A 25,552-nucleotide genomic window follows, 5' to 3' on the forward strand; every position below is an offset into this window, starting at 1 on the left:
CCCGGTACGCACGCTCGCCGCGTTGCCGGACCGCCCACGTGGCTCCGCCACGAGGGCGCTCCGGCGCCTTGCGATCGCACGCACCGGACGCCGCTCCTTCTCCCGCGCTCATTTGTCAGACACCCCCTAGCAGGCGGCGGCCTCCTCCACCGTCGCCCGCACCTTCAGCACCGTGTCGAGCGCGGTGAGCTCCAGGAGCCGCCGCACCTGCTGCGTCGGCGCGGCGATGCGCAGGTCCGCCGCATGGTGGGTGAGGACCAGCAGGTTCACCAGCGCAGAGTCCGCGAAGGTGATGCCGGAGGCGTCCAGAACCACCCTCCGACACTCCCTGGCCGCGGCGTCCAGCGCGTCCGCCAGGGGCGGCACCGAGTACATGTCGTAGGAACCCCGTGCGCCGACGACCCGGGCGCCGCACCGCTCGTACTGCACCACCACGGTCTGGTCCGGAGCCTGCGCCCGGCTCCCGCGGGCTCCGCCGGAGCACCTCGCGACCGCTTCGTCCAAAGACACCCTCGGGTCCCTCCTGTGCCGCTCCACCGGATCCTGTCATCCGTTGCACGAAAAATATGTCAGGTAACCAGTGTCAGGCAAGTGCGGTCCGTAGAATGCTGTGCATGGTTGAAGTGCCTGAATCTCACACCGGATGGACGTTCGTCACCAACCACGCGCGTGTACTGGCGGCCATCGCCGACAATCCGAACGTCCGGATCCGCGACATCGCCGCCCACTGCCGGCTCACCGAGCGCGCCGTCCAGCGGATCATCTCCGACCTCGAGCAGGACGGATACCTCTCGCACACGCGCGACGGACGTACGAACACCTACCGCATCGAGCCGGACAAGGTGCTGCGGCACCCGGCGGAGGCGGGACTGTCGGTCGCCGCGCTGCTCTCCCTGCTCGTCCAGGACGAGACCGACCGCGCGCGGCCCGGCACCCTGTCGCCCCGCCTGGCCGGTGCCGGCGGTACCCGGTAGCGGGCGCTCAGTGCGAGGGGACGGCCGGGGAGGCGGTCCCGCCGGCGTGGCGCGGCGCCAGGGAAAGGTGAGCGGTGATCAGCTTGCCCGTGGCGCGGAAGGCGACGGCGACCCCGGCGCTGACGGTGTGCACCAGATGCAGCCCGTGCCCGCCGATGCGGCGCGGGTCGGCCTTCCGGGCCGCCGGCGCGCCGGTGGAGCTGTCCCACACGGTGATCGTCAGCAGGTCGCCGGACAGGCGCAGGTTCATGCCGCAGGGGCCCGGGGCGTGCCGGAGGGCGTTGGTGACCAGTTCGCTGGTGGCGAGTTCCGCGTCCATCGCCACGTCGGCCGGCACGGCCGCGCCGCCCGCGTCCGGGGCGTGGTCGAGGAAGACGCGCAGGGCCCGCCGGGCGTCGGCGGCGCGGGCCGCGCCCTGCCCCCAGGCCTCGCCGTAGCACAGCGGGACGTGCTCGTCGGTGCTCATGTCGGCTGCCTCCTGCAGGGCTCGGCGGGGTGGCCGCGCGAGGCCTCCTTGCCGCACTCGCCACTTTCGCCGCTTTCGGACTGTTTCGTCGTCCGGTTACCCGACGGGCGGCCGTCCACTCCAGGAACGCCGCCCGTGCCCTCGCCGCCCGTGCCATCGCCGGCCGGGCCGACGGCCGCGGGCGCCGGCCCCGCCCCCGAGGTGCCCCGGGCGGGTCCCCGGCGTTAGGCTGGCCGGCACAGCCGCGCCGGTGCGCGCGGCGCGGCGGTGGGGCCCGCCGTACCCGAACCGCGGCACAGCGGCCGCCAACGGTCCCTACTTGCGAACGGGGGCACCCCCATGCCCGGCGAGTAGGAGACGTACGACCATGACAGCCCCGGAGACGGACCGCCTCGGCCGGACGCGCCCCGCCCCGCCACCACGACGCCGGCGTGTACGGGCACAGGCACCGGTCGTCGGGGTCGTGGCGCTCGGCGGCGGCATCGGCGCCGTCGCCCGCTACGCGGTCTCGCTGGGATGGCCCGTCCACCCCGGCGGCTTCCCCTGGGCGACGTTCTGGGTCAACGTCACCGGCTGCGCCGTGATCGGCGTGTTCATGGTCGTGATCACCGACGTGTGGGCCGCCCACCGCCTCGTCCGGCCGTTCTTCGGCACCGGCGTGCTCGGCGGCTTCACCACCTTCTCCACCTACGCCGTCGACAGCAGGCAGCTGTTCGCCACCGGCCACGCCGGCACGGGCCTGGCCTACCTCGCCGCGACCCCGGTCGCGGCCCTCACGGCGGTGGGCCTCGCCGCATGGGCGACCCGCCGCGTCCTGGAGCGGAGGCAGCCATGACACGGCTCACCGGCAACGCCCTGCGCATGACCGTCCTCGTCGGCGAGAACGACACCTGGCACCACCGGCCCCTGTACACGGAGATCGTCCACCGGGCCCACCGGGCGGGCCTCGCCGGCGCGAGCGTCTTCCGGGGCGTCGAGGGCTTCGGCGCCTCGTCGCTGATCCACACCACCCGGCTGCTGTCCCTGAGCGAGGACCTGCCGGTGGCCGTCGTCGTCGTGGACACCGAGGAGCGCGTACGCGCCTTCCTGCCGCAGCTCGACGAGCTCGTCACCGAGGGCCTGGTGATCCTCGACGACTGCGAGGTCGTCCGGTACACCGGCCGCGGACAGGCGCCCGATGGGCCGGACGGGTCGGACACGAAGGGTGAGAAGTCGTTGTGAACTGGCTGCTGGTCGTCGCGGGTGCCATGGTCGGCGCTCCGCTCCGCTACCTCACCGACCGCGCGGTGCAGTCCCGGCACGACTCGGTCTTCCCCTGGGGCACCTTCACGGTGAACGTCGCCGGATCCCTCGTCCTCGGCGTGCTGACCGGCGCGGTGCTGGCGGGGGCCGCCGGTTCCCGCCTCCAGCTGCTGATCGGCACCGGCCTGTGCGGCGCCCTGACGACGTACTCGACCTTCTCCTACGAGACGCTGCGGCTGACCGGGACGGGAGCGCGCCTGCACGCCGCCGTCAACGTGGCGGCGAGTGTGGCGGCCGGCCTCGGCGCGGCCTTCGCGGGGGTGACGCTGGCCGACGCGCTCTGGGCGTAAGACGTGGCGTTGACCTGCGTGTAGTAGGACTGGCCCGTCCGCGACTGTCGCCCCGCGCCCGCCCCGAGCAGAACTGGATCCCATGAGCGTCATCAGCATCGGTCAGGCCGTCGTCCTCGGAGCCGTCGAGGGGGTGACCGAGTTCCTGCCCGTCTCCTCCACCGGTCACCTCAAGATCGTCGAGGGACTGATGGGCATTCCCGTCGACGACGACGCCGTCGTGGGTTTCTCGGCCGTCATCCAGGTCGGTGCCATCGCCGCCGTGCTCGTCTACTTCTCCAAGGACATCCTGCGGATCGTCTCCGCCTGGCTGCGCGGCCTGCGCGACCGCGAGGAGCGCTACCACCACGACTACCAGTTCGCCTGGTGGGTCATCCTCGCGACCGTCCCGATCGTCGTCGTCGGCCTGGCGGCCAAGCCCCTGATCCAAGGCCCGCTCGCCTCGCTGTGGGTGGTCGCGGGCTCGCTGATCGCCGGCAGCGGCGTCATGTGGGTGGCGGACCGGACCGGCCGGCACAAGCGGGGCGAGGACGACACCTCGTTCAAGGACGCCATGCTGGTCGGCGGCTCCCAGATCCTCGCCCTGCTCTTCCCCGGCTTCTCCCGCTCCGGCGCCACCATGTCCACCGCGCTGATGCTCGACCTCGACCGGGTGGCCGCCACCCGGCTCTCCTTCTTCCTCGGCATCCCCGCCCTGACGGGCGCCGGTCTGTACGAGCTGAAGGACGCCCTCGGCACCGGAGCGGGCGCGGCCCCGCTGGCCGTCGGCACGCTCGTGTCCTTCGGCGTGGCCTACGCCTCCATCGCCTGGCTGCTGAGATTCGTCGCCAAGCACTCCTTCGACGCCTTCGTCGTCTACCGGATCGTGGTCGGCGTCCTGCTGTTCGGGCTGCTCGGTACGGGCGTGCTGCACAGCTGACCGCCGCGCGCAGGGTCCCCGACGGCCGGGTGCCTCAGCGGGCGTCGCGCAACGGCTCGCCGACGCTGCGCATGTGACGCAGCGCCTCCCGGTGCGAGGCGAGCAGCCCCGTCTGGTGGTACGGGACGCCCAGCTCGGCGCAGTACCGCTCGGTGAGGACCTGGGCCTCGGCGAGGGCGGGCGTGGGCATGCTGGGGAACAGGTGGTGCTCGATCTGGTAGTTGAGACCGCCCATGAAGGCGTCGACGAAGGCGCCGCCCCGCACGTTGCGGGAGGTGAGTACCTGCCGGCGCAGGAAGTCGAGCCGCGTGCCCTCCTCGATCATCGGCATGCCCTTGTGGTTGGGCGCGAAGACCGAACCGAGGTAGATCCCGAACAGGCCCTGGTGCACGGCGACGAAGGCGAGCGCCCGGCCGGGGGAGAGGACCGTGAAGAGGCCGCCGAAGTAGAGGACGAAATGGGCGACGAGCAGCGTCCCCTCCAGCACCGGCCGTTTCATCGACGGGCTGCGCAACGCCTTGAAACTGTTGAAACTCAGGTTCAGGCCCTCCAGCGTCAGCAGCGGGAAGAACAGGGCCGCCTGATGCCTTCCGACGAAACGCGGAAGCCCCGTGGCCCTGCTCGCCTGACGCCGTGACCAGACCAGGATGTCGGGGGAGACGTCCGGGTCCTTCTCCTCGTGATTGGGATGGGCGTGGTGACGGGTGTGCTTGTTCATCCACCAGCCGTAGCTCATGCCCAGCAACAGGTTGGCCACCAGCAGACCGCCCGCCTCGCTCGGACGCCGGCGCGAGAAGACCTGCCGGTGGGCGAGGTCGTGGGCGGCGAGTCCGAGCTGACCGAAGACGACGGCGGAGAACGCGGCGACGGCCAGCTGGCTCCAGCTGTCACCCAGGACGGCGAAGGCCGCGACGACGCCGGCGAGCGCGAGGGCGACGGTACCGAAACGCACCGTGTAATACAGCGGGCGCCGCCGCAGCAGCCCCGCGCCGGCTATGCGCCGTGACAGTTCGGCGAAGTCGCTTCCCTTCTCCCGTCGCTCCTCTTTCTCGCGGGGGTCTGACGTCTCGATGAGCATCGTTGGATTGGCCATGCGCCTCAGTATGTGAAGGCGCGGCCGCCCGCAGAATGACGTCTGCCCCCGAAGGGACGGTGTGGCTGACCCCACCTCCCGGACGCCGGGTCGCACCCGGAGGGAAGATGGTGACCATGAGCACGCCGACGACCTTCCAGCCGATCCTGGAGCGCATCGCCGAGGAGATCGAGCGCACCCCGGGCAGCGGCCGGCCCGCCGACTACATCCCGGCGCTCGCCGCCTGCGACCCCCGCCGCTTCGGCATGGCCGTCGCCGAGCCGGACGGCACGGTGTACGGCGTGGGGGAGTGGCGGGAGCCGTTCTCCGCGCAGTCCATCACCAAGGTCTTCACCCTCGCCCTCGACCTGTCCCGCGAGGGCGACGCGCTGTGGGAGCACGTCGGCCGCGAACCGTCCGGCAACCCGTTCAACTCGCTGGTGCAGCTGGAGTACGAGAACGGCATCCCGCGCAACCCGTTCATCAACGCGGGTGCGCTGGTCGTCACCGACCGGCTGCACACCCGTACCGGCGACGCGGCGGGCGAGCTCCTCGCCTTCCTGCGCGCCGAGAGCGGCAACCCGGAGCTGACCTTCGACGAGGAGGTCGCCGCGTCCGAGACGGCCCACGGCGACCGGAACGCCGCCCTCGGCCACTTCATGGCGTCCTACGGCAACATCGACAACCCCGTACCGGTGCTGCTGGAGCAGTACTTCCGCCAGTGCTCCGTCGCCGCCTCCTGCGCCGACCTCGCCCTCGCCACCGGGTTCCTCGCCCGGCACGGGGTCCGCGCCGACGGCTCCCGGCTGCTGAGCCGCAGCCAGGCCAAGCAGGTCAACGCGGTGATGCTGACCTGCGGGACGTACGACGCGGCCGGCGACTTCGCCTACCGGGTGGGCCTGCCGGGCAAGAGCGGGGTCGGCGGCGGCATCATCGCGGTCGTACCGGGACGCTGCACGCTGTGCGTGTGGAGCCCCGGTCTGGACGAGCGGGGCAACTCGGTCGCCGGGGTGGCGGCCCTGGACCGCTTCACGACGCTGACGGGACTGTCGGTGTTCTGACCCGGCCCGGCGGCCGGCCGGTCAGTCCCGCTCCAGCCGGCCGAACCTGAGCCACAGGGCCAGTGCCAGGGCGCCGGCGCCGAGCCCCGCCGTGCCCAGCAGCACGCCGGTGTCCGGCCGGCCCGGCTCGCCCGGGGCCGGTTGCGCGCTCGCCGTCGTGGGCGCGGACTCGGGGCCCGGCCGCGGCCGGATGCCGCCGGGTTCCAGCGAACCGACCGGGTCGACCCGTCCGGTGGCGCCGAACCCCCAGTCGAGCAGCGAGCGGGTCTCCTCGTACACGGCGAGGCCGCCGCCCTCCTGAGGGTTCATCACGGTCACCACCAGGGTGAGCCCGCTCCGCCGGGCCGCGGCGACGAGCGTGTTGCCGGCGCTCCTGGTGTAGCCGTTCTTGATGCCGATCAGCCCCGGGTAGGCCTCCACCCCGTCCGCGCCCGTGAGCAGCCGGTTGGTGTTCATGATCCCGTACGAGTCCCCGTCGCCGTCCGGGAACATCGCGTCGATCCTGGCGCAGTACCGCGCGAAGTCCGGGTTGCGCAGCCCCGCGCGCCCGAAGACCGCCAGGTCGTACGCCGAGGAGACCTGGCCCGGCGCGTCGTAGCCGTCGGGGGAAAGGACGTGCGTGTCGCGGGCCCCGAGGGCACGGGCCTCGGCCTGCATCCGGGCGGCGGTGGCGCTCCAGCCGCCGACGAGCGAGGCGAGGACGCGGACGGCGTCGTTGCCGGAGTTGAGGAACACGCCGTTCCAGAGGTCGGAGACCTGGTACGTGCGGCCCTCCACGACGCCGACCAGACTGCTGCCGGGGCCGATGTCCGACAGCTCCTCGGTACTCACCCGGTGGCTGAGGCCGCCCGGCAGGACCGGGAGCACCGTGAGCGCGAACAGGGTCTTCAGGGTGCTGGCCGGCGGCAGCTTGCGGTGCGCGTCGTGCGCGGCCAGCACGTCGCCGCTGCCGGCGTCCGCCACCACCCAGGCCAGCGCGGAGACATCGGGGACCGCCGGCGCGCCGGGGTGGAGCCGGACCTGTGTACCGGGGCGGTCGAGCAGGGACGGCTGCGGTGCCGCGGCCCTCGGCCCACCGGGCGCACCGGGCGCACCGGCGTCCGGCCGCACCGGACGGGCGGCCGCGGCGGCGGGCGCCAGCGTCAGCAGACCCGCGACGCAGAGCACGCAGGTGGACCGAGTCGCCCGTGATGAAAAGCCGATAGTCATACCGCAAACGTAGGAATGTGCCCTCACGACGCCACGCTGCCCGGGCCGAGCCGCGCCCGCGAGCACCCGGATGGCCCTGCCGGCCGCGGCCTGCGCTGCCCGCCGTGCCGTCAGTCGGCCGGCAGCGTCGGCCGGACCAGCCGCAGGAACGTGGCGTTGTCCGGCGTCTGGCGCATCCGTTCGAGCAGCGCCTCCGGGCCGGACTGCCCGTCCCGGGACTGCAGGGCCCGCCGCAGCCCCCGTACGGTCGTCGACTCGGCGGTGGTGAGCAGGAGCTCCTCGCGGCGGGTGCCGGAGCCGGCCAGGTCCACGGCCGGGAAGACGCGCCGGGAGGCGAGCTCCCGGCTGAGCCGCAGCTCCATGTTGCCGGTGCTCTTGAGCTCCTCGAAGTAGAAGTCGTCCGCGCGCGAGCCCGTCTCCACCAGTGCGGTGGCGAGCACGGTGAGCGACCCGCCCTCCTCCGCCTTCCGGGCGGCCCCGAAGAACCGCTTCGGCCCGAGCAGCGCCCCGGCGTCGACACCGCCGCTGAGCGTGCGGCCGCCCGAGGCGGCGGCGTTGTTGTGCGCCCGGCACAGCCGGGTGAGGGAGTCGAGGAGGATCACGACGTCCTCGCCGGCCTCGACCAGCCGCTTGGCCCGCTCGATCACCAGCTCGGCGAGCGCGATGTGCTGCCTTGCGCCCAGGTCGAAGGTCGAGGCGTACACCTCGCCCCGGACGGAGCGCCGCATGTCGGTGACCTCCTCGGGCCGTTCGTCGAGCAGCACCACCATCAGGTGGGCCTCGGGATGGTTGCCGGCGACGGCGGCGGCGATCTGCTGGAGCAGGACGGTCTTGCCGGTCTTGGGCGGGGCGACGATCAGGCCGCGCTGGCCCTTGCCGACCGGGGCGATCAGGTCGGTGAGGCGTCCGGTCAGGCCGGAGGCGGGGTGTTCCAGGAGCAGCCGCTCGTGCGGGTGCAGCGGGGTCAGGTCCCGGAAGTGCCGTCGGCCGTCCTGTCCCGCGGGCGTGCGCCCGTTGACCCGGACGACGTCGGTCAGGGCGCGGCGGTCGCCGCGTACGCCCTCGACCAGGTCCCCCTTGCGCAGGCCGTGACGGCGGATCAGCGCCGGGGAGAGCGCGAGGTCGGACGGCTCGGGCAGCAGGTCTCCGGTACGCAGGCGCCCCTTGCCTGCCGCGTCGATGTCGAGGACGCCGGAGGCGATGTCGGCCGGGGACTGCTGCGCAGGGGGGCGTTCGAGTGTGGTGGTCATGGTGGTCCTTTCGCGGACGCGGGCACGAGGCATACGGAGGAGGAGGGGAAAGCCGTGCGTGGGGTCGGACGACGCCCTGGGGACGGCGGGGAACGGCACCTCGGACCTCGAGGGGAGAACCCTGCTCACGAGGTGGTGCCGGGAAGCGGACGCGCCGGTCGCATCAGGACGGGCGGGTCGGCGAACCGAAGGGAGAATCGCACCGGCGCCCGGAGAAACCCTTAGAGGGAGGGGCGTGCACAAGTGCTCCTCGCACTGTACCACCATGGGTGGCGCAGTGGTGGGAGGGCGGGACGGCCGGACCGTCGCACCCGGGGAACGCGGCCGGTGCCGCGCGTGTTCCGTGCCGCACGGGCCGAAGCCCCGCCGGGGCGCGGCGCCCGGCGGGGCCCTGGACGGTGCGCGACCGTCAGGCGCCGCCGGCCTCCTCGGCGATCCGCTCGAACTGTGCGGCCATGGCGGCCTGCAGCGCCTGAGCGCCCGACAGCGGCCGCACCATCACGGTCAGTTCGTCGATGCGGCCGGCCTCGTCGAGGTGCAGGAAGTCGCAGCCGCCGATCTCCCGGTCGCCGACCCGCGCGCTGAACACCAGTGCGTGGTCGGGGCCGTCCGCCTCGCCGATGACCCGCTCGTACCGGAAGTCCTCGAAGACGCGCTCGACCGCGCGCAGGATCGCCGCCGTGATCGCCCTGCCGCGGTACGGCTTGAACACGACCGGGCTGGTGAAGACCACGTCCTCGGCCAGCAGCGCCTCGACGGCGTCCATGTCGTGCGCCTCGACGGCCGCGCGGAATGCCCGCATCGTTCCTCCCTATTAAACTATTTGAATAAGTGCGGAGTAGGGTAGCCAGTTCTTGCTAGCGTGTCGACATGTCTCTCAAGTACGCCGTCCTGGCCGCCCTGCTGGAGGGCGAGGCATCGGGTTACGAGCTGTCCAAGGTCTTCGACGTCTCGCTCGCCAACTTCTGGCCCGCGACCCCCCAGCAGCTCTACCGGGAGCTGGACCGCCTCGCCGCCGAGGGGCTGATCGAGTCCCGGACGGTGCCGCAGGAGCGGCGGCCCACCAAGCGCCTGTTCTCGCTGACGCGGGCCGGCCGGGAGCGGCTGAACGCCTTCGCCGCCGCGCCGACCAGGCGTCCCACCGCCGTCCGCGACGAGTTCCTGATCAAGATCCAGGCCATGGACGGCGTCGACCCCGCGGAGGTCCGTGCGCTGGTCGAGGAGCGCAGGTCCTGGGCCCTGGGCAAGCTCGCCCGCTACGAACGCGTCCGCGAGCGCCTCCTCGGCGGCCGCACGGAGGAGGAGCACCTGCGTGACGCGGACCGCGTGGGCCCCTACCTCACCCTGGCCGCCGGAATCACCTTCGAGCAGGAGAACGTCCGCTGGTGCGAGCGCGTCCTCGCGGTGCTGGAACGGCGCGCTCCCGCGGGGTCGGCGCGACAGCCCCTAGGCTGACCGGATGTTCAGCCCCGAAGGCCCCACCCTGCGCGAACTCGCCGTCCAGGCGCTGTCGTCGGTCGAGCACGGCTACGACCTGCTCGCCCCGAAGTTCGACCACACCCCGTACCGCACACCGGACCGGGTGCTGGACGCCGTGGCGTCGGCGCTGGAGCCGATGGGGCCGTTCGGCACCGGGCTCGACCTGTGCTGCGGCACGGGCGCCGGCATGGGCGTCCTCGGCCGGGTGTGCCGGGAGCGCGTCACGGGCGTCGACTTCAGCGCGGGCATGCTGGCCGCCGCGCGCGGGCGCCCGCTGCCCGAGGGCCCCGAGGTCTCCTGGGTGCGCGGGGACGCCCGTGCCCTGCCGTTCGGGCCCGTGTTCGACCTCGTGGTGAGCTTCGGGGCGTTCGGGCACTTCCTGCCCCGCGAACTGCCGGGCCTGTTCACCCAGGTGCGCTCCGTCCTGCGGCCGGGCGGCTGTTTCGCCTTCCCCGTGGGTGCCCCGTCCCGCCCCGGTTCCCGGGCGTACTGGACGCTGCTGGGCTTCGACGCGGCGATGCGCGTGCGCAACGCGCTGTGGAAGCCGCCGTTCGTCATGTACTACCGGACGTTCCGGCTCGGCGACGTGGGCCGCGAGCTGGCACGCGCCGGATTCCGGGCCGACCTGCACGCCCTGCCCGCCTTCGGGGTGCGGCCCGACGGGAGCCCCCGTGCCCGGCTGGTCACGGCCCGCCGGCTGCCGTGAGGGCCACGGTCCGTATCAGCCCGCCGCCGGCAGGACGAACTCGTAGACGAGCGCGTCCTGCCGGGCGTCCACCACCAGATCGGTGATCTCCAGGGGGCGCGCGTACTGGTCGTGCACCCGCCTGGTGACCCGGACCGCCGGGGTGTCCGCGAGCCGGGTGATCGTGTCGCGGTGGTGCAGGGCCAGCCCCGCCCCGCGCATCCAGTCGTAGGCCCGGCGCAGCTGCGCGCAGGCGCGGCCGTCGGCGCGGCCGCGATAGCGGGCCAGCTCCTCGACCTCGGCCAGTGCCACGGCGGAGAACGAGGTCACGGCCGTCCGCCGGCCGTTCCCGTCCGGGGCCGCGGACACGTAGCGGTGCACCAGGGTCGGCCGGCCGGGCGCCAGCCCCAGCGCCGCGGCGTGCTCCGGCGGCGGGACCTCCCAGGCGACGCCGGCCCGGTCGCCGCTGCACGGCTCGGCCGCCCGGGAGCCGACCGGGAAGGCGAGGGCCGCCGGGCTCCCGGCGGGCGGCCCCGGCAGGGTGACATGGGTGCCGCGCCGGTCGGTGACGACCAGGCCGTCCCGGCGCAGCACCTCCAGTGCCTGGCGCACCGTCTCCCGGCTGACCCCGAACCGCTCGGCCAGCCGCCGCTCGCCGGGCAGCCGTCCGCCGGGCGTGGCGGACCGCAGTTCGTCGAGCAGCCGTCCGGCGACCTGCCGGTACAGGGGTGACGGCGCGTGGGGGAGAGAGTGGTCGTGCGGGGTGGTGCGGGCCATGCCGAGCCCTCCTGTGGGTGACGTACGGTAGCCGTGCCGGCTCGGTGCGCCACCAGAAGTACCATTGGTCTAAACCAGTAGGGAAGTGCGGCCCGCCGGTTCGGCCGGAACCGGCCGCCCGCACGGCACGCCGTCCGGGTGCGCCACCGTGCCGCCCGCCCCTCCCCGGCCGCTCACAGGGCGCCGTACAGGGCCTCCACCAGCGCCATCTTCCGGGGGTCGTCGGCGATGTGCGGCCCCATGCGGTTCATCGCGTAGCCCAGTGAGACCCCGGCCTCGGGATCCGCCAGACCGCAGGACCCGCCGAAGCCGTCATGTCCGAAAGCGCGCGGGTTGGGCCCGTAGGAGCCGTTCGGGCCGCTGAGCCACAGTCCGAGCCCGATCTCCGTCTCGTGTGCGAAACCGGCACCGAGCACCAGGTCGCGGCAGGCGCCCTGCCCCTCGCGCACCCGCTCGGCGGCCTCCGGGGACAGCACCCGGCGGCCCCCGTACTCGCCCCGCCCCGCGAAGATCCCGTACAGCGCGGCCACCGCGCGCGCCGTACCGTGCCCGTTGGCCGCCGGGATCTCGGCGGCCCGCCACGCGGCCGTGTTGGCCTCCGCCGCACCCACCGGGGGATTGGCCAGCGCGGCGAGGGCCGCCGGAGCCAACTGGGAGAGGACCGCTGCCTGTTCGCTGCCGGCCGCGGCGCGCGGATGCACCAGCTCGGCCGCCCGGCCCGCCTCCCGCTCGGGCAGTCCGACGCTGAAGTCGATCCCGAGCGGTCCGGTCACCTCGCGCTCGAGGAACGCGCCGGGCAGCAGCCCCGACACCCGCCGCACGACCTCGCCGACCAGGAAACCGTAGGTGACCGCGTGGTAGCCGGACCGGGTGCCCGGCTCCCACCAGGGCTCCATGGCCGCCAGGCGCGCGGTGGTCGCCGCCCAGTCGTACAGCTCGGCCACCGAATGCGGCTCCCGCAGGCCGGACAGTCCGGCGCGGTGCGACAGCAGATGCCGTACGAGCACCTTCTCCTTGCCCGAGGCGGCGAACTCGGGCCAGTAGGCGGCCACCGGCGCGTCGAGGTCGAGCAGTCCGCGGTCGGCGAGGATGTGGGCGCACAGGGCGGTCGGGCCCTTGGAGGTCGACCACAGGTTCACCAGGGTGTCGCGCTCCCAGGGACGGCTGCGGGCCTCGTCGGCCCAGCCGCCCCACAGGTCCACCACCGTCGCGCCGTCGACGGTGACGGTCACGGCGGCGCCCAGCTCCCCCCGCTCCCGGAAGTTCTCCTCGAACGCGGTGCGCACCGCCGCGAAGCGGGCGTCGCAGCGGCCGTGAACCGGTGCCTCGTGCTCTGCCATGGGCCCTCCGTCGTACGCCGGGAACCGGACCGCCGTGTCACGGTCCGGGCCCGAAGAACGTACCGACTGGTCGGACCGGGCGGAAGCCCGCGAACACCGCCCGCCCGGGATCAGGCGTACGAGCGCAGCCAGCGGAGCTTCGCGGCCTCCTGGTAGGGACCGCCGCCCTCGTGGTCGTTGAAGTCGTAGACCTCGATCGCCTTGTCCTCCTGCGCCCACGCGTTGAAGGCCGCGAAGACGGTCGACGGCGGGCAGGTCTGGTCCTCCAGGGCCGCCGAGAACAGGGCGGGAGCCCGGCCGCGCGCCGCGAAGTGCACGCCGTCGAAGTAGGACAGCGTGCGCAGGGCGTCCTCGGTACGGCCGCGGTGCGTCTTCAGGTACAGGCCGACCTCCCGGTACGGGTGGCGGTCGGTGAGCGTCACCGCGCGGGGGAAGTCGCAGAGGAACGGCACGTCGGGCGCGACGGCCGCCAGGTCCGGCACCAGGCCGCCGACCGCGATCGCGATGCCGCCGCCCTGGCTGCTGCCGAGCGCGACGGTCCGCGCCGGGTCGGTCAGCGGGTGCGAGCGGGCCGCCTCGACCGCGCGCACCGCGTCGGTGAAGACACGGCGGTAGTAGTAGTTCTCCGGGGCGTCGAGGCCGCGGGTCATGAAGCCCGGGTACGCGGGCGTGCCCCCGACCGGGTCCGCGGTCCCGCCACCGCCGCCCCACGCGCTGCCCTGGCCGCGGGTGTCCATCACGAAGTGGGCCCGGCCCGTGGACGCCCACAGCAGATGCTCGTGCGGCAGCCCGCGCCCGCCGCCGTACCCGACGAACTCCACGACCAGCGGCAGCGGCTCCTCGGCCGCGGCGGGCAGGATCAGCCAGCCCTTCACCGGGTGACCGCCGAAGCCCGCGAACGTCACGTCGTGCACCCGTACCGTGGACAGTCCCGTGTCGACCGGTTCGAAGCGGGCGTCGAGGTCGTGTGCGCGTGCCTCCTGGAGCGTCTTGCCCCAGAACGCGTCGAAGTCCCCGGGTTCAGCGGACTCGCTGCGGTACGCGCGCAGTTCCTCGCGCGAGAGGTCGAACAGGGCCATCGAGAACCGCCTTTGCGGGGAGACAGTGCCGGACCGTACTGATGATCACACCGTACGTGAATGGTCGGACGACTGACCAGGTCCTGCCGGACCCGGCTCCGCCCCGGGCGCGGTGCAGCGACCGAGTGACCCCGCGACGTCACTGGTCACAGGGGTGCGCCGGTTCCGGGAGCGGTCACGACGTGGCCGGGCGCCCGGCCGGGCCGGGCCAGGTCGTCGGGTCACCCGCGCCGGAAGCCGGCCCCGAGGCGTGCGGGCGGCGGCGCCGGCGTCATGCCCGGCGGTGCGTCCACCGCGGTTCCGTGCGCGCCCAGTCGCGCTCCCACTCGGCCATCCGGCGCCGGAGCGCCGTCCGGTGCACGACGCAGTTGCCGAGCAGGACCGTGAGGGCGGCACCCAGCGCCGTGAACGCGCCGACGGTGACGGTGTGCTCCCAGACCGCGGACTCGCCCGCCGGCGGCGGCACGTTCCGGCCGCGGGCGTCGAGCCACAGGGCGACCACGTCGCCCTGCCGGGCACCGGCCGGGACCTGGCTCGTGGTGGTCCGCGCGTCACCGCCCGGCGCGGTCCAGCGCACGGTCGCGTGGTACGTCTGCTGCCCGCCGCCCTCCACCGACGACAGGGTCTCGGGGAGGCGTTCGACCACCGTGGCCTGGACCCGGTGGCGCTCGGCGCGCTGCTGCGCCGCGACCGCCTGCGCCGTTCCCTGGGCCCACCGGGCCGCGACCGCCCCCAGCAGCGGGGCACCGACGACCAGCAGGACGGCGACGACCAGAGCGGTCCACGCCTCGACGACGTCCGACCGGCGCCGCAGCGGATTGCGCCGCCAGCGCCAGCCGCGCACCCCTGTTCGCATGTCGACCTCCTCGCGATCACCGCGACCGGAGGACCGGACAAGTGGCCGTGCGTGGGCCGCCGTCGTCCCCGTCGCGTCACGCGTGCGAGTGTCCGCACAGGTTGGATGCCCGTCCGGCAGGTACCGCTCACCGTCCGACGCGTCGCTCGCGCCGCGTCGCCGGACGGCCGTGCCGCCGCCCAAGTGCCCCACCGGAGAGCCGGGGAAACACGGCCCGCCGCGGGGTCAGCCGAAGCGCTCGATGCGGATCCGGTCCACCGGCTGTCCCGCCGCCACCAGCAGCCGCGAGGCGTGCTCCGCAAAGGAGTTCGAGCCGCAGACGTACGCCTCCCAGCCCCCGGCGGGCGGGTCGGCGAGCAGGGGCGCCAGGTGCGTGGCCGCCAGCCGCCCCACCGGCGTCCCCTCGGGAGCGCTCCGGGTGAACAGGGGCGTCGTCTCCGCGCCGAACTCCCGCGCGTAGATCAGCTCCTCCGGACTGCGCGCCGACACCAGCAGCCGCACCGGCACCCGCAGTCCCCGTGCCCGCCGGTGGCGCACCATCGACATGAGCGGCACCACGCCGGAGCCGGCGCCGAGCAGCAGTGCGGGACGGTCGCCGGGCCAGGCGAAGAAGCCGCTCAGCGGGCCCCGCACCTCGATCCGGTCACCGGGCCGGGCCACCGTGTGGAACCAGCCCGACACCTCGCCGTCCGCCACGTGGTCGAGGGTCAGCTCGATGTGCCCCGAGTCGTCGGGTGCGGACGCCAGGGAGTAGTGGCGCTGGGCCACGTACCCGTCGGGCGCCGTCAGCCGCAGCATCAGGTGCTGGCCGGGCAGGTGGCCCGCCCAGCCGGGCACCGCCAGCCGGAAGGTGGCCGCGCGTGGCGTCTCGCGGCGGATCTCCGTCAGCGTGGCCGTCTGCCACGTCCCGGCCGCCCCGCCGTCCACCTCGATGCGCCCGGGCACGGCGAACCGCGTCGGTGGGGTGAAGGCGGGTGCCCTGTGTGTCGTCACCGTCTCAGTCACCGGAGTACCGCTGCTCCTCCCAGGGATTGCCGCGTGCGTGGTAGCCGTTCTGCTCCCAGAAACCCGGCTCGTCGTGGTCGAGGAGTTCCAGGCCCGCGATCCACTTGACGCTCTTCCAGAAGTACAGGTGCGGCACCACCAGCCGCGCCGGACCGCCGTGCTCGGGGGCCAGCGGCCGCCCGTCGTACTCCCGCACGATCCAGGCGCGCCCGCCGGTCAGGTCCGCCAGCGGCAGGTTCGCGGTGTAGCCGGTGTGGGCGTAGGCGACGGCGTGCGTGGCGGCCGGCAGCGGACCGGCCGCGTCCAGGAAGGTGTCCAGGGACACGCCCGCGAACCGCACGCCGAACTTCGACCAGCCGGTCACGCAGTGGATGTCGCCCGCGTAGGCCGAGGGGGGCAGGGCGTCGAGATCGGCCCACTTCCAGGTGCGGGGCCCGGCCACCAGCCCGCCGACGCGGAAGGACCAGTCGTCGGGGGCCAGGTCGGGCGTGACCTCGGCGGACAGTACGGGCCAGTCGTCGCCCGCGTCGTACTGGCCGGGCGGAAGCCCGGGCCGGGCGGAGCGCGCGCGCCCGGTGAAGCCTCGGGTGGTGTTCATGCGGCGGGGCCTTTCGGCCGACGGGGAGGAGGGCCCGCGGTCGGCGTGATCGGTGCGTACGCGGTCAACGGTACGTGCCCGCGACGGCAGCTCGGTCCCGGTCCTCGCCGGGCCCGGCCTGCTGCCACGCGTTGTAGCGCTCCAGGTACGCGGCGAAGCGGGTCAGGTCCTCGGCGGACCAGTCCGCGAGCCGTTCCCGGAAGGCGGTCCTGCGGCTCTCGGTGACCTGCGCCAGGATGCTGCGGCCGGCGTCCGTCAGGTGCAGGACCTGGACGCGGTGGTCGTCCGGGTCGACGCGCCGCTCGACCAGGCCGATGCGCTCCAGGGCGGCCACCTGGCGGCTCACGGTGGACTTGTCCAGGGCGTAGTGGGCGGCCAGGTCCGTGGCCCGGCAGCCGTCCCGCTCCTCCAGGTGCCCCAGCAGCGTGTACGACACCAGCGACAGCTCGGGGTGCATGCGCCCCGCCGAGGCGCGGGCACGGCGGGCGAAGGCCGTCATCTCCCGCTGGATGGTCTCCACGGCCGCGTCCGCCGCACGGGCGCCGGGGGTGGCGGTCGTCTCGTCGGGCCTGTCGGCTGCCGTCACGGATCCTCCCTCGCAGTGTTGGTTGTATAGTACAACTTGAAGATGAGTTGTATAAGCCAACCTTTGGAGGTCGCGGGCCGATGAGGTCGCACGCCCTGCGCCACGTGCTCACACACCTGATCACTCCGCTGCTGATGTGCATCGGGATGGGGCTCGCCTACATGGGGGCCTTCGTCACCCCCGAGCCGAACCACCTGCCGGTCGCCGTCGTCGGCTCCGGCCCCGAGGCCAAGGTGCTCGCCCAGACGGTCAAGGACGAAGGCGGCGACGCGCTCGACGTACGGACCGTCCCGACCCGGGCCGACGCCGTCGACCTGCTCCGGCACCGTGCCATCACCGGCGTCTACGTGCCCGGCGGGAAGGCGCCCGAGGCCGTCGTGGCCACCGCCGCCTCCGACATGGGCGCCCTGGCCGCGGAGAAGGTCTTCACCCCGCTCGCCGAGCGGCAGGGTGTCCCGCTGAAGGTCACCGACGTCGCCGTCCCGGTCGACGACGACCCCACCGGACAGGGCCTGTTCTTCCTGCTGATCGCGGTGAGCATCGGCTCCTACGCCTCCGTGGCCGCGCTCGGCGCCGCCGGGTCGGCGCTGCCGATGCGGATCCGCGCCCTGCTGACGCTCGGCGTCTCGGCCGTGGTCGCCGGCATCGGCGCCCTGCTCGCCGGGCCCGTCTTCCACCTCGCGCACCACGACCTGGCCGGCCTGTGGGGCATGGCCTGGCTCTACGCCGCGGGCATCCTGTTCATCGGCGTGGGTCTGCACACCTTCCTCAAGCGGTGGACCACCCTCGCCATGATGGTGCTGTTCGTGATGCTCAACTTCACCTCCTCCGGCGGCCTGTTCCGGCCCGAGCTGCAGAACGGCTTCTTCGGCACCCTGCACGCCTTCTGGAACGGCGCCGGCTTCGTCGAGGGCATCCGCAGCCTGCTGTACTTCGACGGCGACGGACTGGGCCGCAGCGTCTGGACGCTGGTCGCCTGGCTGCTGCTCGGCCTCGTGGTGACCGGTGTCGCCGCCCTCCGCGAGCGGGCCGTCGCCCCGGACCGTCCGGAGCACGCGCGGCCGGACGGGGAGCAGGCGGAAGCGGCAGCCGGCGGGAAGGCCGGGGAAGAGGAGCGGGAGGAGGCGGAGGAAGAGGCCGAGGAGACCGTCGGCGTCTGATCGTTGGGGTAGTGTGACCGACGGCCGCGGACCGTCCCGGCCGCCGGACACCTGGGAGGTGAGACCCATTACCGCTGTGTCGGCCCGGGTGCTCTCACCTCTCGGCAGCGCGGTCACCGGCAACGGGTGACCGGGAGAGCGCCCTTCGGTTCTCGAAAGGCTCCCGGCTTCCATGCCTCCACTCTTCTCCGCGTCCTCCTCCGACTCCGCCTTCCCCTCCCGTGACTCCGTCGTGGCCGCGCTCCGCGCCGCGGGGTGCGTCTTCGCCGAGGACGAGGCGGAGCTGATCATCGACGCCGCCCGCACCCCCGGCGAACTCGCCGGCCTGGTCGACCGCCGCGTCTCCGGCCTGCCTCTCGAACTGGTCCTCGGCTGGGCCGGGTTCCGCGGACTGCGCATCGCCGTGGCCCCCGGCGTCTTCGTCCCACGGCGCCGTACCGAGTTCCTGGTGGCCGAGGCCCTCGCCCACGCGCCCGACGCGGGCGTCGTGGTGGACCTGTGCTGCGGCTCGGGCGCCGTCGGAGCGGCCCTGGCCGCCGCCCTCGACCGGCCCGAGGTGCACGCCGCGGACGTCGACCCGGCCGCGGTGCGCTGCGCCCGCGGCAACCTCGCCGCCGCCGGCGGCCACGTGCACACCGGCGACCTGTTCGAGGCGCTGCCCGTCGCGCTGCGCGGCCGAGTCGACATACTCGCCGCCAATGTGCCCTACGTCCCCACCGGTGAGGTCGCCCTGCTGCCCGCCGAGGCCCGCGACCACGAGCCGCTGGTCGCCCTCGACGGCGGCTCCGACGGTCTCGACGTGCTCCGCCGGGTCGCCGCCGAGGCGTCCGGCTGGCTCGCGCCCGGCGGCTGCCTGCTGGTCGAGACGAGTGAACGCCAGGCTCAGGCCGCCGTCGAGGCCTTCACCCGCGCCGGCCTGACCACCCGCCTCGCCGTCAGCGACGAGCTCTACGCCCATGTGGTGGTCGGCGTCGGGCGGTAACGGGGCGCGGGTCTACTCCGGCGGCGTGGCCCGTGCGATCAGCAGGGCCACGTCGTCGGAGTTCCGCGGCTCGGGCAGCGTGCGCAGGAGCAGGTCGCAGACCTCCTCCAGAGGACGGTCCGGGCCCTCCAGCACGGCCAGCAGCGCGGCCAGCCGCTCGTCGATCGGCTGCTGCCGCGTCTCGACGAGTCCGTCGGTGTAGAGCACCAGCCGGTCGCCGGGGTCCAGATCGACCGTGGTGGTGCGGAAGGCGACGCCGCCCACCCCGAGCGGCACCCCGGTGGGCAGGTCCAGCAGCTCCGGAGGGCGGCCGGCGCGCACCCGCACCGGCGGCAGGTGCCCGGCGTTGGCGATGCGGCACTGCCGGGCGTGCGGGTCGTGGACGGCGTAGAGGCAGGTCGCGATGGCATGGTCGAGACCGGCCGTGGTCCGGTCGAGGTGTTCGAGCAGCAGCGCCGGGTCCAGGTCCAGGGCGGCCAGCGTGTTCGTCGCGGTGCGCAGCCTCCCCATGGACGCCGCCGCCGCGATGCCGCTGCCCATCACGTCGCCCACGACGAGCGCCGTCTTGCGGTCCTCCAGCGGGATCACGTCGAACCAGTCGCCGCCGACCTCGCTGGTGGCCTCGGCGGGCTGGTAGCGGGAGGCGACCTCCAGACCGCCCGTCTCCCGCGGGTGGCTCGGCAGCATGCTGCGCTGCAGGGTGAGGGCGGCGTCGCGGGCGTTCTGGTACCAACGGGCGTTGTCGATCTGCACCGCCGCCCGCGACGCCAGTTCCCGGGCCAGCAGCAGGTCGTCCTCGTCGAACGGCAGCGGATTGCCGATCCGCTTCAGGTCCAGGGCGCCGAGCACCTCGCCGCGCGCGATCAGCGGCACGGCCAGGTACGAGTGCACGCCGGCCCGGCGCAGCATCCCGGTCGCCTCGGGGGAGCGGGCGATACGGCCCAGGTCCTCGTCCGTCACCCGTGCCACCAGCACGGGCCGGGCGGTGCGCACGCACTCGGTGACCAGGCGGTCCGGCCCGTACCTGGCGACCTGTCCGGGTGGGTCGGCCGCCCGCAGCGCATCGGGGGCGTCGTCCGCCTGGACGGCCAGGGCCCTGATCACCGCCGGCTCGGCCGGGCTCAGGGTGCTGCGCCGGCCCTTGACCACGGCCTCCAGCAGATCCACCGCCGCTATGTCGGCGAGGTCCGGCACGGCCACTTCGGCGAGTTCACGGGCCGTGCGGTCCAGCTCCAGGGTGGTGCCGATCCTGGCGGAGGCGTCGGCGACGGCGGCGAGCCGGCGCCGCGCGGCCTCGGCCTCCACGCCCGCCCGGTACTGCTCGGTGACGTCCACGATCGAGACGGCCACGCCCAGCACCGCACCGAAGGCGTCCTCCAGCCGGTACAGCGACACCGACCAGGCGTGGTCCTCGTCCGGGTCGGCCGGGGTCCGGCCGGTCGCGGACCGGTCGATGACCGGCCGCCCGGTCTCCAGCACCCTGCGTGCCGCGCCCTCCAGCGCGTCGGTGTCGACCTGCGGCAGCACCTCCCGGACCGTCCGGCCGATGTGGGCCTCCGCGGGGACACCGTTGATCCGCTCCAGCGCCGGGTTGACTGACACGTACCGCAGCTCCGTGTCCAGGACGGCCAGCCCGATCGGGGACTGCGTGATCACCCGGGCGGACAGTGCCACGTCGCGCTCCAGCCGGCGCACGGTCGACCGGTCGGCGGCGAGCCCGAGCGCGTAGACGTCGCCCCGGTCGTCGAGCAGCCGCATGTTCCGGAACTCCACCAGCCGGGTGCCGCCGTCCTTGCGGCGGACGGGAAAGGCTCCGGCCCAGCTCCGGCCGGTCCGCATCACCTCGGTGAACAGCTTCACGGCGAGGTCGACGTGCTCCTCGTGGACCATGATCCGGGCGGCGTACTCGCCCAGTGCCTCCTGGGCGGAGTAACCGAACAACTCCTCGGCCTGCGGGCTCCACAGGACGATCCTGCCCTCGGTGTCCAGCACCACCGAGGCCACGTTCAGCACGTCGAGCAGTCCGCTGGGGCGCATCGGTCCGCGCGGTGGCACGGCGCCCTCGATTCCGGCAGACCCGGTCGCATTCATCCCACGCCCCGCCTTCGCCGTTCCACGCGGCACGTCCTACCGGTACCGACTCCCCGTTCTACCGCGTTCCACCGCACACGGAGCCCCCTCTCCGAGGCATCCGCCGTTCCTTCCAGCATCTCCCCGCGCGGCGGCGACCGCTCCACGGGACGTCCGCATCCGGTGCGTTTTGGTCTGTACATGACTGTGGGGGGCCGGTCACACTGTGCGCCGAGTGCGTGCCGCCCACCCCCCCCCACCGAGGAGCCGACCCATGCCTCTGCGCGCCCGGCTGCGCCGTCATGCCGTCCTGACCGGACTCGCCGCCCTCGCCCTCTTCCTCGCCGCTCCGCCCGCCACGGCAGCCGCCCCCGCCGCCGGCACCTGGACGGAGGCCGGCTCGGACCGGGCCGATCCGCTCACCGAGAGCCAGGGGCTGGCCTCGGTGGAAGTGCCGGCGGGCAGTCCCAACCGCTACACCGGGATCGGCACCGTCGACTGGGGTCTCGCCGGCCGGGGCTGGAACCACGTCGGCGATCCCGACGCGTCCTACGACGGGTACTACGTCGAGCCGTACCAGCGCGACGACGGCAACGCGAAGCTGTTCCGCGTGCAGGCGCCGGACGGGCGCTGGTCGGAGTACGTGCACACGCTGAGCGCGGGCGAGGCGCTGAACAACTCCTGGGTCGCGATCTCGCCGGACGGCCGGTGGATGCTCTCCGGCGAGTGGGGCACCATGGACCGGCTGCTGGTCTTCCCGACGCCCGGCGTCAACCCGGACACCTCGCCCTCGGCGAACCTGCCGCAGGCGGCCACCGTCCGCCTGGACCACGCCGTGCGCGACGTCCAGGGCTGCGACTTCCTCGACGCGACCACCCTGCTGTGCTCCTCCGACGACCCCGAGGGCACGCTCTTCGGCCTCACCAAGCCGCTGCTGAGGATCGACCTCTCGGCCGCGCCGACCGGCGCCGCCGACGTCACGGGCCACGTCACCGCCCTGCGGCAGCTGCCGCTGCGCAGCTCCTGCTCCGGCAGCTTCGAGGCGGAGGGCATCGACTACGACCGCCGCACCGGCACCCTGCGCGTGATCGTCGTCTCCCCGGGCTTCTGCGTGCTGACCGACAGCAAGACGTACCGGTTCACGCGCGGCTGAGCCGGCCGCCGGCCCGCGCCGGTAGTGCTCCGCCCCGGGTGGTGCTTTTCTGGGGGTACGGGTGCGGTCTCCGTGGGGCGTCCACGCCGTGGAGCGGCCCGCGGCACCGCACCGCGGCCAGGAGAGGAGCGATCACGATGGACGGCGAGCGAATGCATCCGGAGTCCGTCTCGGTGGAGCTGAGCGGGTGCGACAAGGAGGACGCCTGCACCGTGTTCGACGCCCTGTGCGCGTGCTTCTCGTCCGACCGGCACGCGGGCGACGTGACCCGGGAGTACGACGAGGTGCGCCCGACCGTGTGGCTCGGCACCTTCGACGTGGCCGACACCCACCAGGGCGAGTGCGGTCCGACCCGGCTCCACGCGTCGGTGGAGGCCGACGTGCAGGGAGGCTACTGGGCGATCGAACGGTTCCGCACCACCCTCGACTCCCTGTTCACCGTGCAGGACATGAGCACGGCCTCCGGTGACCAGGAGCGCGAACTGCACGTACGGCTGGAGAGCCGCTGACCGAGGCCCGCCGGACGCGGCGGTGTGGCGTGCGCCGCCTCTTTGTGCAACTAGTTGCACAAAGAGGCGGCCGTCCTCTACAACAGAGGCACCACACCGCGCACGGAGGGCCCGATGAGCCGTTACCCCCACCTGCTGAGCCCGCTCGACCTGGGCTTCACCACCTTGCCCAACCGGGTCCTCATGGGCTCCATGCACGTGGGCCTGGAGGAGGCCGAGCGGGGCTTCGAGCGCATGGCCGCCTTCTACGCCGCCCGGGCCCGCGGTGGGGTGGGCCTCATCGTCACCGGCGGCATCGCCCCCAACGACGAGGGCCGGCCCTACGAGGGCGGCGCCAAGCTCACCACCGAAGGGGAGGCCGCGCGGCACCGGGTCGTCACCGAGGCCGTGCACCGTGAGGGCGGCCGGATCGCGATGCAGATCCTGCACTTCGGCCGCTACGCCTACCACGCCGACCTGGTCGCGCCGAGCGCGCTCCAGGCGCCGATCAGCCCGCACGTGCCCCGCGAGCTGACCGACGACGAGGTCGAGCGCACGATCGACGACTACGTCCGCGCCGCCCGCCTCGCCCGCGAGGCCGGTTACGACGGCGTCGAGATCATGGGCTCCGAGGGCTACCTGATCAACGAGTTCATCGCCGAGCGCACCAACCGGCGCACCGACCGCTGGGGCGGCTCCTACGAGAACCGCACGCGCTTCCCCGTCGAGATCGTCCGCCGGGTGCGCGCGGCGGTCGGCGAGGACTTCATCCTCGTCTACCGGCTGTCCATGCTCGACCTGGTCCCCGGCGGCTCGACGCTGGAGGAGGTCGTCACGCTCGCCAAGGCCGTCGAGGCCGCCGGAGCGACCATCATCAACACCGGCATCGGCTGGCACGAGGCCCGCATCCCCACCATCGCCACCTCCGTGCCGCGCGGCGCGTACACCTGGGTGACCAAGCGGCTGATGGGCGAGGTGTCAGTGCCACTGGTCACCACCAACCGCATCAACACCCCCGAGGTGGCCGAGCGGTTGCTCGCCGAGGGCACCGCGGACATGGTGTCGATGGCCCGCCCGATGCTCGCCGACCCCGACTTCGTCGCCAAGGCCGAGGCCGGCCGGCCCGAGGCCATCAACACCTGCATCGGCTGCAACCAGGCCTGCCTGGACCACACGTTCAGCGGGCAGATCACCTCCTGCCTGGTCAACCCGCGCGCCTGCCACGAGACCGAACTGGTCCTCTCCCCGACCCGGAGGCGCAAGCGCGTCGCGGTCGTCGGCGCCGGACCCGCCGGGCTGGCCTGCGCCGTGAGCGCGGCCGAACGCGGCCACATGGTCACCCTGTTCGACGCCGCGAGCGAGATCGGCGGGCAGCTGAACGTCGCCCGCAAGGTCCCCGGCAAGCAGGAGTTCGACGAGACGCTGCGCTACTTCCGTACCCAGCTCGACGCGCACGGCGTAGACGTACGGCTGAACACCCGGGTCGGAGTCGACGACCTCACCGGCCACGACGAGGTCGTCGTCGCCACCGGCGTCACCCCGCGCACGCCGGACATCCCCGGCGTCGACCACCCCTGTGTCGTCGGCTACCTGGACGTCCTGCGCGACGGCGCCCCCGTCGGCGACCGGGTCGCGATCCTCGGCGCCGGCGGCATCGGCTTCGACGTCGCCGAGTTCCTCACCGACGGCGGCGACAAGGCGCACGAGGACCCCGAGACGTACTTCCGCCTGTGGGGCGTCGACACCGAGTACCGCGCGCCCGGCGGCCTCGCCGCACCCGAGCGCCCGGCCCCGCCGCGCACCGTCCACCTGCTCCAGCGCAAGACCTCCAAGGTCGGCGCCGGACTCGGCAGAACCACCGGCTGGATCCACCGCACCGAGCTCAGGCACCGCGGCGTCACCATGGTCCCGGGCGTCCGCTACGACCGCATCGACGACGCCGGCCTGCACGTCACGATCGGCGACGAGTCCACGGTGCTCGAGGTCGACACGGTCGTCCTGTGCACCGGACAGGAGCCGCGCCGCGGCCTGTACGAGGAGCTGGTCGCCGCCGGGCGCAGCGCCCATCTCGTCGGCGGCGCCGACGTGGCCGCCGAACTGGACGCCAAGCGCGCCATCAAGCAGGGCACCGAGGTGGCGGCGGCGCTGTAGGAGGCGCGGGGGAGCGGCGTGGGCCGTCCCTAGGATGAGCCCATGTCACTCCCGCACGCGATCCTCACCGCCCTGGTCGAAAAGCCGTCGTCGGGGCTGGAGCTGACCCGCCGGTTCGACAAGTCGATCGGCTACTTCTGGTCGGCGACGCACCAGCAGATCTACCGCGAGCTGGGAAGGCTGGAGGCCCAGGGGCTGATCCGCGCACTGCCCGCGCAGGCGCCCGCGCGCGGACAGAAGAAGAGCTACGAGGTCCTGCCCGCGGGCCGGGACGAACTGGCCCGGTGGACCGCCGCCCCGCAGGACCCGCGCCCCATGCGGGACACCATGCTGCTGCGGCTGCGGGCGGCCGCAGTGGTCGGCACCAGCGGCATCGAGGCGGACCTGCGTCGCCATCTGGAGCTGCACGAGAGGCAGTTGTCGGAGTACGAGGAGATCGAGAAGCGCGACTTCCCGCCCGGGAAGGACAGCGCCGAGGACCGGCTGCGGCACCTGGTGCTGCGCGCCGGCATCGACCTCGAGACCTTCTGGACCCAGTGGCTCCGGCACGCGCTGGCGGAACTGACCGGACTGCCGGGCGACGGCCCGTCCTGACGCCCG

Annotated in this window: 28 protein-coding genes; 14 read left to right on the plus strand and 14 right to left on the minus strand. The window is 73.6% G+C overall.

The genetic code is table 11. The features are described 5' to 3' along the window. Positions 1-126: 126 nt before the first annotated feature. The gene (locus ACFWJB_RS18840) at positions 127-510 is read right to left on the minus strand and encodes an STAS domain-containing protein (RefSeq protein WP_386923451.1); all 384 of its coding nucleotides are present in this window, start codon (positions 508-510) and stop codon (positions 127-129) included. Positions 511-614: 104 nt separating this feature from the next. On the opposite strand from ACFWJB_RS18840, the gene ACFWJB_RS18845 reads away from it, so the two are divergent. Further along, positions 615-974: a helix-turn-helix transcriptional regulator gene (locus tag ACFWJB_RS18845; RefSeq protein WP_385461737.1), complete on the plus strand. Its 360-nt coding sequence runs from the start codon at positions 615-617 to the stop codon at positions 972-974. Positions 975-981: 7 nt separating this feature from the next. Here the strand turns inward: ACFWJB_RS18845 and ACFWJB_RS18850 are convergent, their stop codons facing one another. Beyond that, positions 982-1,440, minus strand: coding sequence for an ATP-binding protein (locus ACFWJB_RS18850; RefSeq protein WP_386923453.1), 459 nt, complete (start codon positions 1,438-1,440; stop codon positions 982-984). 367 nt (positions 1,441-1,807) lie between these two features. On the opposite strand from ACFWJB_RS18850, the gene ACFWJB_RS18855 reads away from it, so the two are divergent. The 4 genes from ACFWJB_RS18855 (at position 1,808) to ACFWJB_RS18870 (ending at position 3,951) form a co-directional block, all read left to right on the plus strand. Beyond that, complete coding sequence (locus tag ACFWJB_RS18855; protein ID WP_386923455.1) at positions 1,808-2,275, plus strand: fluoride efflux transporter FluC; 468 nt, start codon at positions 1,808-1,810, stop codon at positions 2,273-2,275. Further along, entirely contained in the window at positions 2,272-2,661 is a 390-nt protein-coding gene (locus ACFWJB_RS18860) for a DUF190 domain-containing protein (RefSeq protein WP_385461728.1), read from the plus strand. Before ACFWJB_RS18855 ends, ACFWJB_RS18860 begins: the two co-directional genes overlap by 4 nt. After that, positions 2,658-3,032, plus strand: a complete 375-nt coding sequence (gene crcB, locus ACFWJB_RS18865) for a fluoride efflux transporter CrcB (protein ID WP_385461725.1) — start codon at positions 2,658-2,660, stop codon at positions 3,030-3,032. Before ACFWJB_RS18860 ends, crcB begins: the two co-directional genes overlap by 4 nt. A gap of 82 nt (positions 3,033-3,114) precedes the next feature. Continuing rightward, positions 3,115-3,951 (plus strand): undecaprenyl-diphosphate phosphatase, encoded by an 837-nt coding sequence (locus tag ACFWJB_RS18870; RefSeq protein ID WP_386923457.1) that lies wholly within the window; start codon positions 3,115-3,117, stop codon positions 3,949-3,951. 34 nt (positions 3,952-3,985) lie between these two features. Here ACFWJB_RS18870 and ACFWJB_RS18875 read toward each other — a convergent pair whose 3' ends face one another. Further along, the gene (locus tag ACFWJB_RS18875) at positions 3,986-5,044 is read right to left on the minus strand and encodes a fatty acid desaturase family protein (RefSeq protein WP_385461719.1); all 1,059 of its coding nucleotides are present in this window, start codon (positions 5,042-5,044) and stop codon (positions 3,986-3,988) included. A gap of 116 nt (positions 5,045-5,160) precedes the next feature. Between ACFWJB_RS18875 and ACFWJB_RS18880 the strand changes: the two genes are divergently transcribed. Further along, on the plus strand, positions 5,161-6,084 hold the full coding sequence (locus ACFWJB_RS18880) for a glutaminase (protein ID WP_386923459.1): 924 nt from the start codon (positions 5,161-5,163) through the stop codon (positions 6,082-6,084). 21 nt (positions 6,085-6,105) lie between these two features. Here ACFWJB_RS18880 and ACFWJB_RS18885 read toward each other — a convergent pair whose 3' ends face one another. From ACFWJB_RS18885 to ACFWJB_RS18895, 3 genes are all read right to left on the minus strand, one after another. Next, on the minus strand, positions 6,106-7,293 hold the full coding sequence (locus ACFWJB_RS18885) for a D-alanyl-D-alanine carboxypeptidase family protein (RefSeq protein ID WP_386923461.1): 1,188 nt from the start codon (positions 7,291-7,293) through the stop codon (positions 6,106-6,108). 110 nt (positions 7,294-7,403) lie between these two features. Further along, positions 7,404-8,543, minus strand: coding sequence for a transcription termination factor Rho (gene rho, locus ACFWJB_RS18890; protein ID WP_386923463.1), 1,140 nt, complete (start codon positions 8,541-8,543; stop codon positions 7,404-7,406). Between the two features lie 409 nt (positions 8,544-8,952). Continuing rightward, the gene (locus ACFWJB_RS18895) at positions 8,953-9,345 is read right to left on the minus strand and encodes a nuclear transport factor 2 family protein (RefSeq protein ID WP_385461707.1); all 393 of its coding nucleotides are present in this window, start codon (positions 9,343-9,345) and stop codon (positions 8,953-8,955) included. 68 nt (positions 9,346-9,413) lie between these two features. Between ACFWJB_RS18895 and ACFWJB_RS18900 the strand changes: the two genes are divergently transcribed. Both ACFWJB_RS18900 and ACFWJB_RS18905 read left to right on the plus strand, forming a co-directional pair. Beyond that, positions 9,414-9,998 (plus strand): PadR family transcriptional regulator, encoded by a 585-nt coding sequence (locus ACFWJB_RS18900; RefSeq protein ID WP_386923466.1) that lies wholly within the window; start codon positions 9,414-9,416, stop codon positions 9,996-9,998. A gap of 4 nt (positions 9,999-10,002) precedes the next feature. Further along, positions 10,003-10,728, plus strand: a complete 726-nt coding sequence (locus ACFWJB_RS18905; protein WP_386923468.1) for a class I SAM-dependent methyltransferase — start codon at positions 10,003-10,005, stop codon at positions 10,726-10,728. A 15-nt stretch (positions 10,729-10,743) separates the two neighbouring features. Here the strand turns inward: ACFWJB_RS18905 and ACFWJB_RS18910 are convergent, their stop codons facing one another. The 7 genes from ACFWJB_RS18910 to ACFWJB_RS18940 form a co-directional block, all read right to left on the minus strand. After that, entirely contained in the window at positions 10,744-11,484 is a 741-nt protein-coding gene (locus ACFWJB_RS18910) for a GntR family transcriptional regulator (protein WP_385461698.1), read from the minus strand. Between the two features lie 173 nt (positions 11,485-11,657). After that, positions 11,658-12,824, minus strand: a complete 1,167-nt coding sequence (locus ACFWJB_RS18915; protein ID WP_385461695.1) for a serine hydrolase domain-containing protein — start codon at positions 12,822-12,824, stop codon at positions 11,658-11,660. A gap of 110 nt (positions 12,825-12,934) precedes the next feature. After that, positions 12,935-13,903 (minus strand): acetylxylan esterase, encoded by a 969-nt coding sequence (locus tag ACFWJB_RS18920; RefSeq protein WP_385461692.1) that lies wholly within the window; start codon positions 13,901-13,903, stop codon positions 12,935-12,937. Positions 13,904-14,174: 271 nt separating this feature from the next. Beyond that, the gene (locus tag ACFWJB_RS18925) at positions 14,175-14,759 is read right to left on the minus strand and encodes a DUF3592 domain-containing protein (RefSeq protein WP_385461689.1); all 585 of its coding nucleotides are present in this window, start codon (positions 14,757-14,759) and stop codon (positions 14,175-14,177) included. A gap of 225 nt (positions 14,760-14,984) precedes the next feature. Next, positions 14,985-15,704 (minus strand): ferredoxin reductase, encoded by a 720-nt coding sequence (locus ACFWJB_RS18930; RefSeq protein WP_386923578.1) that lies wholly within the window; start codon positions 15,702-15,704, stop codon positions 14,985-14,987. 52 nt (positions 15,705-15,756) lie between these two features. Beyond that, a complete protein-coding gene (locus ACFWJB_RS18935) occupies positions 15,757-16,362 on the minus strand; it encodes a sulfite oxidase-like oxidoreductase (RefSeq protein ID WP_385461686.1) in 606 nt (201 codons plus the stop codon). Between the two features lie 64 nt (positions 16,363-16,426). After that, the gene (locus ACFWJB_RS18940) at positions 16,427-16,948 is read right to left on the minus strand and encodes a MarR family winged helix-turn-helix transcriptional regulator (protein ID WP_386923472.1); all 522 of its coding nucleotides are present in this window, start codon (positions 16,946-16,948) and stop codon (positions 16,427-16,429) included. 80 nt (positions 16,949-17,028) lie between these two features. Between ACFWJB_RS18940 and ACFWJB_RS18945 the strand changes: the two genes are divergently transcribed. Further along, positions 17,029-18,108: a hypothetical protein gene (locus ACFWJB_RS18945; RefSeq protein WP_386923474.1), complete on the plus strand. Its 1,080-nt coding sequence runs from the start codon at positions 17,029-17,031 to the stop codon at positions 18,106-18,108. Between the two features lie 172 nt (positions 18,109-18,280). After that, positions 18,281-19,090: a putative protein N(5)-glutamine methyltransferase gene (locus tag ACFWJB_RS18950; protein ID WP_386923476.1), complete on the plus strand. Its 810-nt coding sequence runs from the start codon at positions 18,281-18,283 to the stop codon at positions 19,088-19,090. A gap of 12 nt (positions 19,091-19,102) precedes the next feature. Here ACFWJB_RS18950 and ACFWJB_RS18955 read toward each other — a convergent pair whose 3' ends face one another. Beyond that, a complete protein-coding gene (locus ACFWJB_RS18955; RefSeq protein ID WP_386923478.1) occupies positions 19,103-21,181 on the minus strand; it encodes a SpoIIE family protein phosphatase in 2,079 nt (692 codons plus the stop codon). 253 nt (positions 21,182-21,434) lie between these two features. Between ACFWJB_RS18955 and ACFWJB_RS18960 the strand changes: the two genes are divergently transcribed. The 4 genes from ACFWJB_RS18960 (at position 21,435) to ACFWJB_RS18975 (ending at position 25,546) form a co-directional block, all read left to right on the plus strand. Further along, a complete protein-coding gene (locus ACFWJB_RS18960; protein WP_385461670.1) occupies positions 21,435-22,313 on the plus strand; it encodes a hypothetical protein in 879 nt (292 codons plus the stop codon). Positions 22,314-22,450: 137 nt separating this feature from the next. Next, positions 22,451-22,822 carry a hypothetical protein gene (locus ACFWJB_RS18965; protein WP_386923480.1) on the plus strand — a complete coding sequence of 124 codons (372 nt, stop codon included), beginning with the start codon at positions 22,451-22,453 and terminating at the stop codon, positions 22,820-22,822. Positions 22,823-22,936: 114 nt separating this feature from the next. Then, on the plus strand, positions 22,937-24,952 hold the full coding sequence (locus ACFWJB_RS18970; RefSeq protein ID WP_386923482.1) for an FAD-dependent oxidoreductase: 2,016 nt from the start codon (positions 22,937-22,939) through the stop codon (positions 24,950-24,952). A 42-nt stretch (positions 24,953-24,994) separates the two neighbouring features. After that, the gene (locus ACFWJB_RS18975; protein ID WP_385461661.1) at positions 24,995-25,546 is read left to right on the plus strand and encodes a PadR family transcriptional regulator; all 552 of its coding nucleotides are present in this window, start codon (positions 24,995-24,997) and stop codon (positions 25,544-25,546) included. The last annotated feature ends 6 nt before the right edge of the window (positions 25,547-25,552 follow it).

This window comes from Streptomyces sp. NPDC127100 (assembly GCF_042724095.1).
GTDB lineage: Bacteria > Actinomycetota > Actinomycetes > Streptomycetales > Streptomycetaceae > Streptomyces.

What these genes read in the sequence shown, in the direction of transcription:
- ACFWJB_RS18900 (WP_386923466.1), top strand. Translation starts at nt 9,414, where the DNA reads ATGTCTCTCAAGTACGCCGTCCTGGCCGCCCTGCTGGAGGGCGAGGCA.
- ACFWJB_RS18845 (WP_385461737.1), top strand. Translation starts at nt 615, where the DNA reads ATGGTTGAAGTGCCTGAATCTCACACCGGATGGACGTTCGTCACCAAC.
- ACFWJB_RS18905 (WP_386923468.1), top strand. Translation starts at nt 10,003, where the DNA reads ATGTTCAGCCCCGAAGGCCCCACCCTGCGCGAACTCGCCGTCCAGGCG.
- ACFWJB_RS18955 (WP_386923478.1), bottom strand. Translation starts at nt 21,181, where the DNA reads ATGAATGCGACCGGGTCTGCCGGAATCGAGGGCGCCGTGCCACCGCGC.
- ACFWJB_RS18885 (WP_386923461.1), bottom strand. Translation starts at nt 7,293, where the DNA reads ATGACTATCGGCTTTTCATCACGGGCGACTCGGTCCACCTGCGTGCTC.
- ACFWJB_RS18875 (WP_385461719.1), bottom strand. Translation starts at nt 5,044, where the DNA reads ATGGCCAATCCAACGATGCTCATCGAGACGTCAGACCCCCGCGAGAAA.
- ACFWJB_RS18950 (WP_386923476.1), top strand. Translation starts at nt 18,281, where the DNA reads ATGCCTCCACTCTTCTCCGCGTCCTCCTCCGACTCCGCCTTCCCCTCC.
- ACFWJB_RS18870 (WP_386923457.1), top strand. Translation starts at nt 3,115, where the DNA reads ATGAGCGTCATCAGCATCGGTCAGGCCGTCGTCCTCGGAGCCGTCGAG.
- ACFWJB_RS18960 (WP_385461670.1), top strand. Translation starts at nt 21,435, where the DNA reads ATGCCTCTGCGCGCCCGGCTGCGCCGTCATGCCGTCCTGACCGGACTC.
- ACFWJB_RS18910 (WP_385461698.1), bottom strand. Translation starts at nt 11,484, where the DNA reads ATGGCCCGCACCACCCCGCACGACCACTCTCTCCCCCACGCGCCGTCA.
- ACFWJB_RS18925 (WP_385461689.1), bottom strand. Translation starts at nt 14,759, where the DNA reads ATGCGAACAGGGGTGCGCGGCTGGCGCTGGCGGCGCAATCCGCTGCGG.
- ACFWJB_RS18915 (WP_385461695.1), bottom strand. Translation starts at nt 12,824, where the DNA reads ATGGCAGAGCACGAGGCACCGGTTCACGGCCGCTGCGACGCCCGCTTC.
- ACFWJB_RS18945 (WP_386923474.1), top strand. Translation starts at nt 17,029, where the DNA reads ATGAGGTCGCACGCCCTGCGCCACGTGCTCACACACCTGATCACTCCG.
- ACFWJB_RS18860 (WP_385461728.1), top strand. Translation starts at nt 2,272, where the DNA reads ATGACACGGCTCACCGGCAACGCCCTGCGCATGACCGTCCTCGTCGGC.
- ACFWJB_RS18970 (WP_386923482.1), top strand. Translation starts at nt 22,937, where the DNA reads ATGAGCCGTTACCCCCACCTGCTGAGCCCGCTCGACCTGGGCTTCACC.
- ACFWJB_RS18880 (WP_386923459.1), top strand. Translation starts at nt 5,161, where the DNA reads ATGAGCACGCCGACGACCTTCCAGCCGATCCTGGAGCGCATCGCCGAG.
- ACFWJB_RS18850 (WP_386923453.1), bottom strand. Translation starts at nt 1,440, where the DNA reads ATGAGCACCGACGAGCACGTCCCGCTGTGCTACGGCGAGGCCTGGGGG.
- ACFWJB_RS18935 (WP_385461686.1), bottom strand. Translation starts at nt 16,362, where the DNA reads ATGAACACCACCCGAGGCTTCACCGGGCGCGCGCGCTCCGCCCGGCCC.
- rho (WP_386923463.1), bottom strand. Translation starts at nt 8,543, where the DNA reads ATGACCACCACACTCGAACGCCCCCCTGCGCAGCAGTCCCCGGCCGAC.
- ACFWJB_RS18965 (WP_386923480.1), top strand. Translation starts at nt 22,451, where the DNA reads ATGGACGGCGAGCGAATGCATCCGGAGTCCGTCTCGGTGGAGCTGAGC.
- ACFWJB_RS18855 (WP_386923455.1), top strand. Translation starts at nt 1,808, where the DNA reads ATGACAGCCCCGGAGACGGACCGCCTCGGCCGGACGCGCCCCGCCCCG.
- ACFWJB_RS18975 (WP_385461661.1), top strand. Translation starts at nt 24,995, where the DNA reads ATGTCACTCCCGCACGCGATCCTCACCGCCCTGGTCGAAAAGCCGTCG.
- ACFWJB_RS18920 (WP_385461692.1), bottom strand. Translation starts at nt 13,903, where the DNA reads ATGGCCCTGTTCGACCTCTCGCGCGAGGAACTGCGCGCGTACCGCAGC.
- ACFWJB_RS18895 (WP_385461707.1), bottom strand. Translation starts at nt 9,345, where the DNA reads ATGCGGGCATTCCGCGCGGCCGTCGAGGCGCACGACATGGACGCCGTC.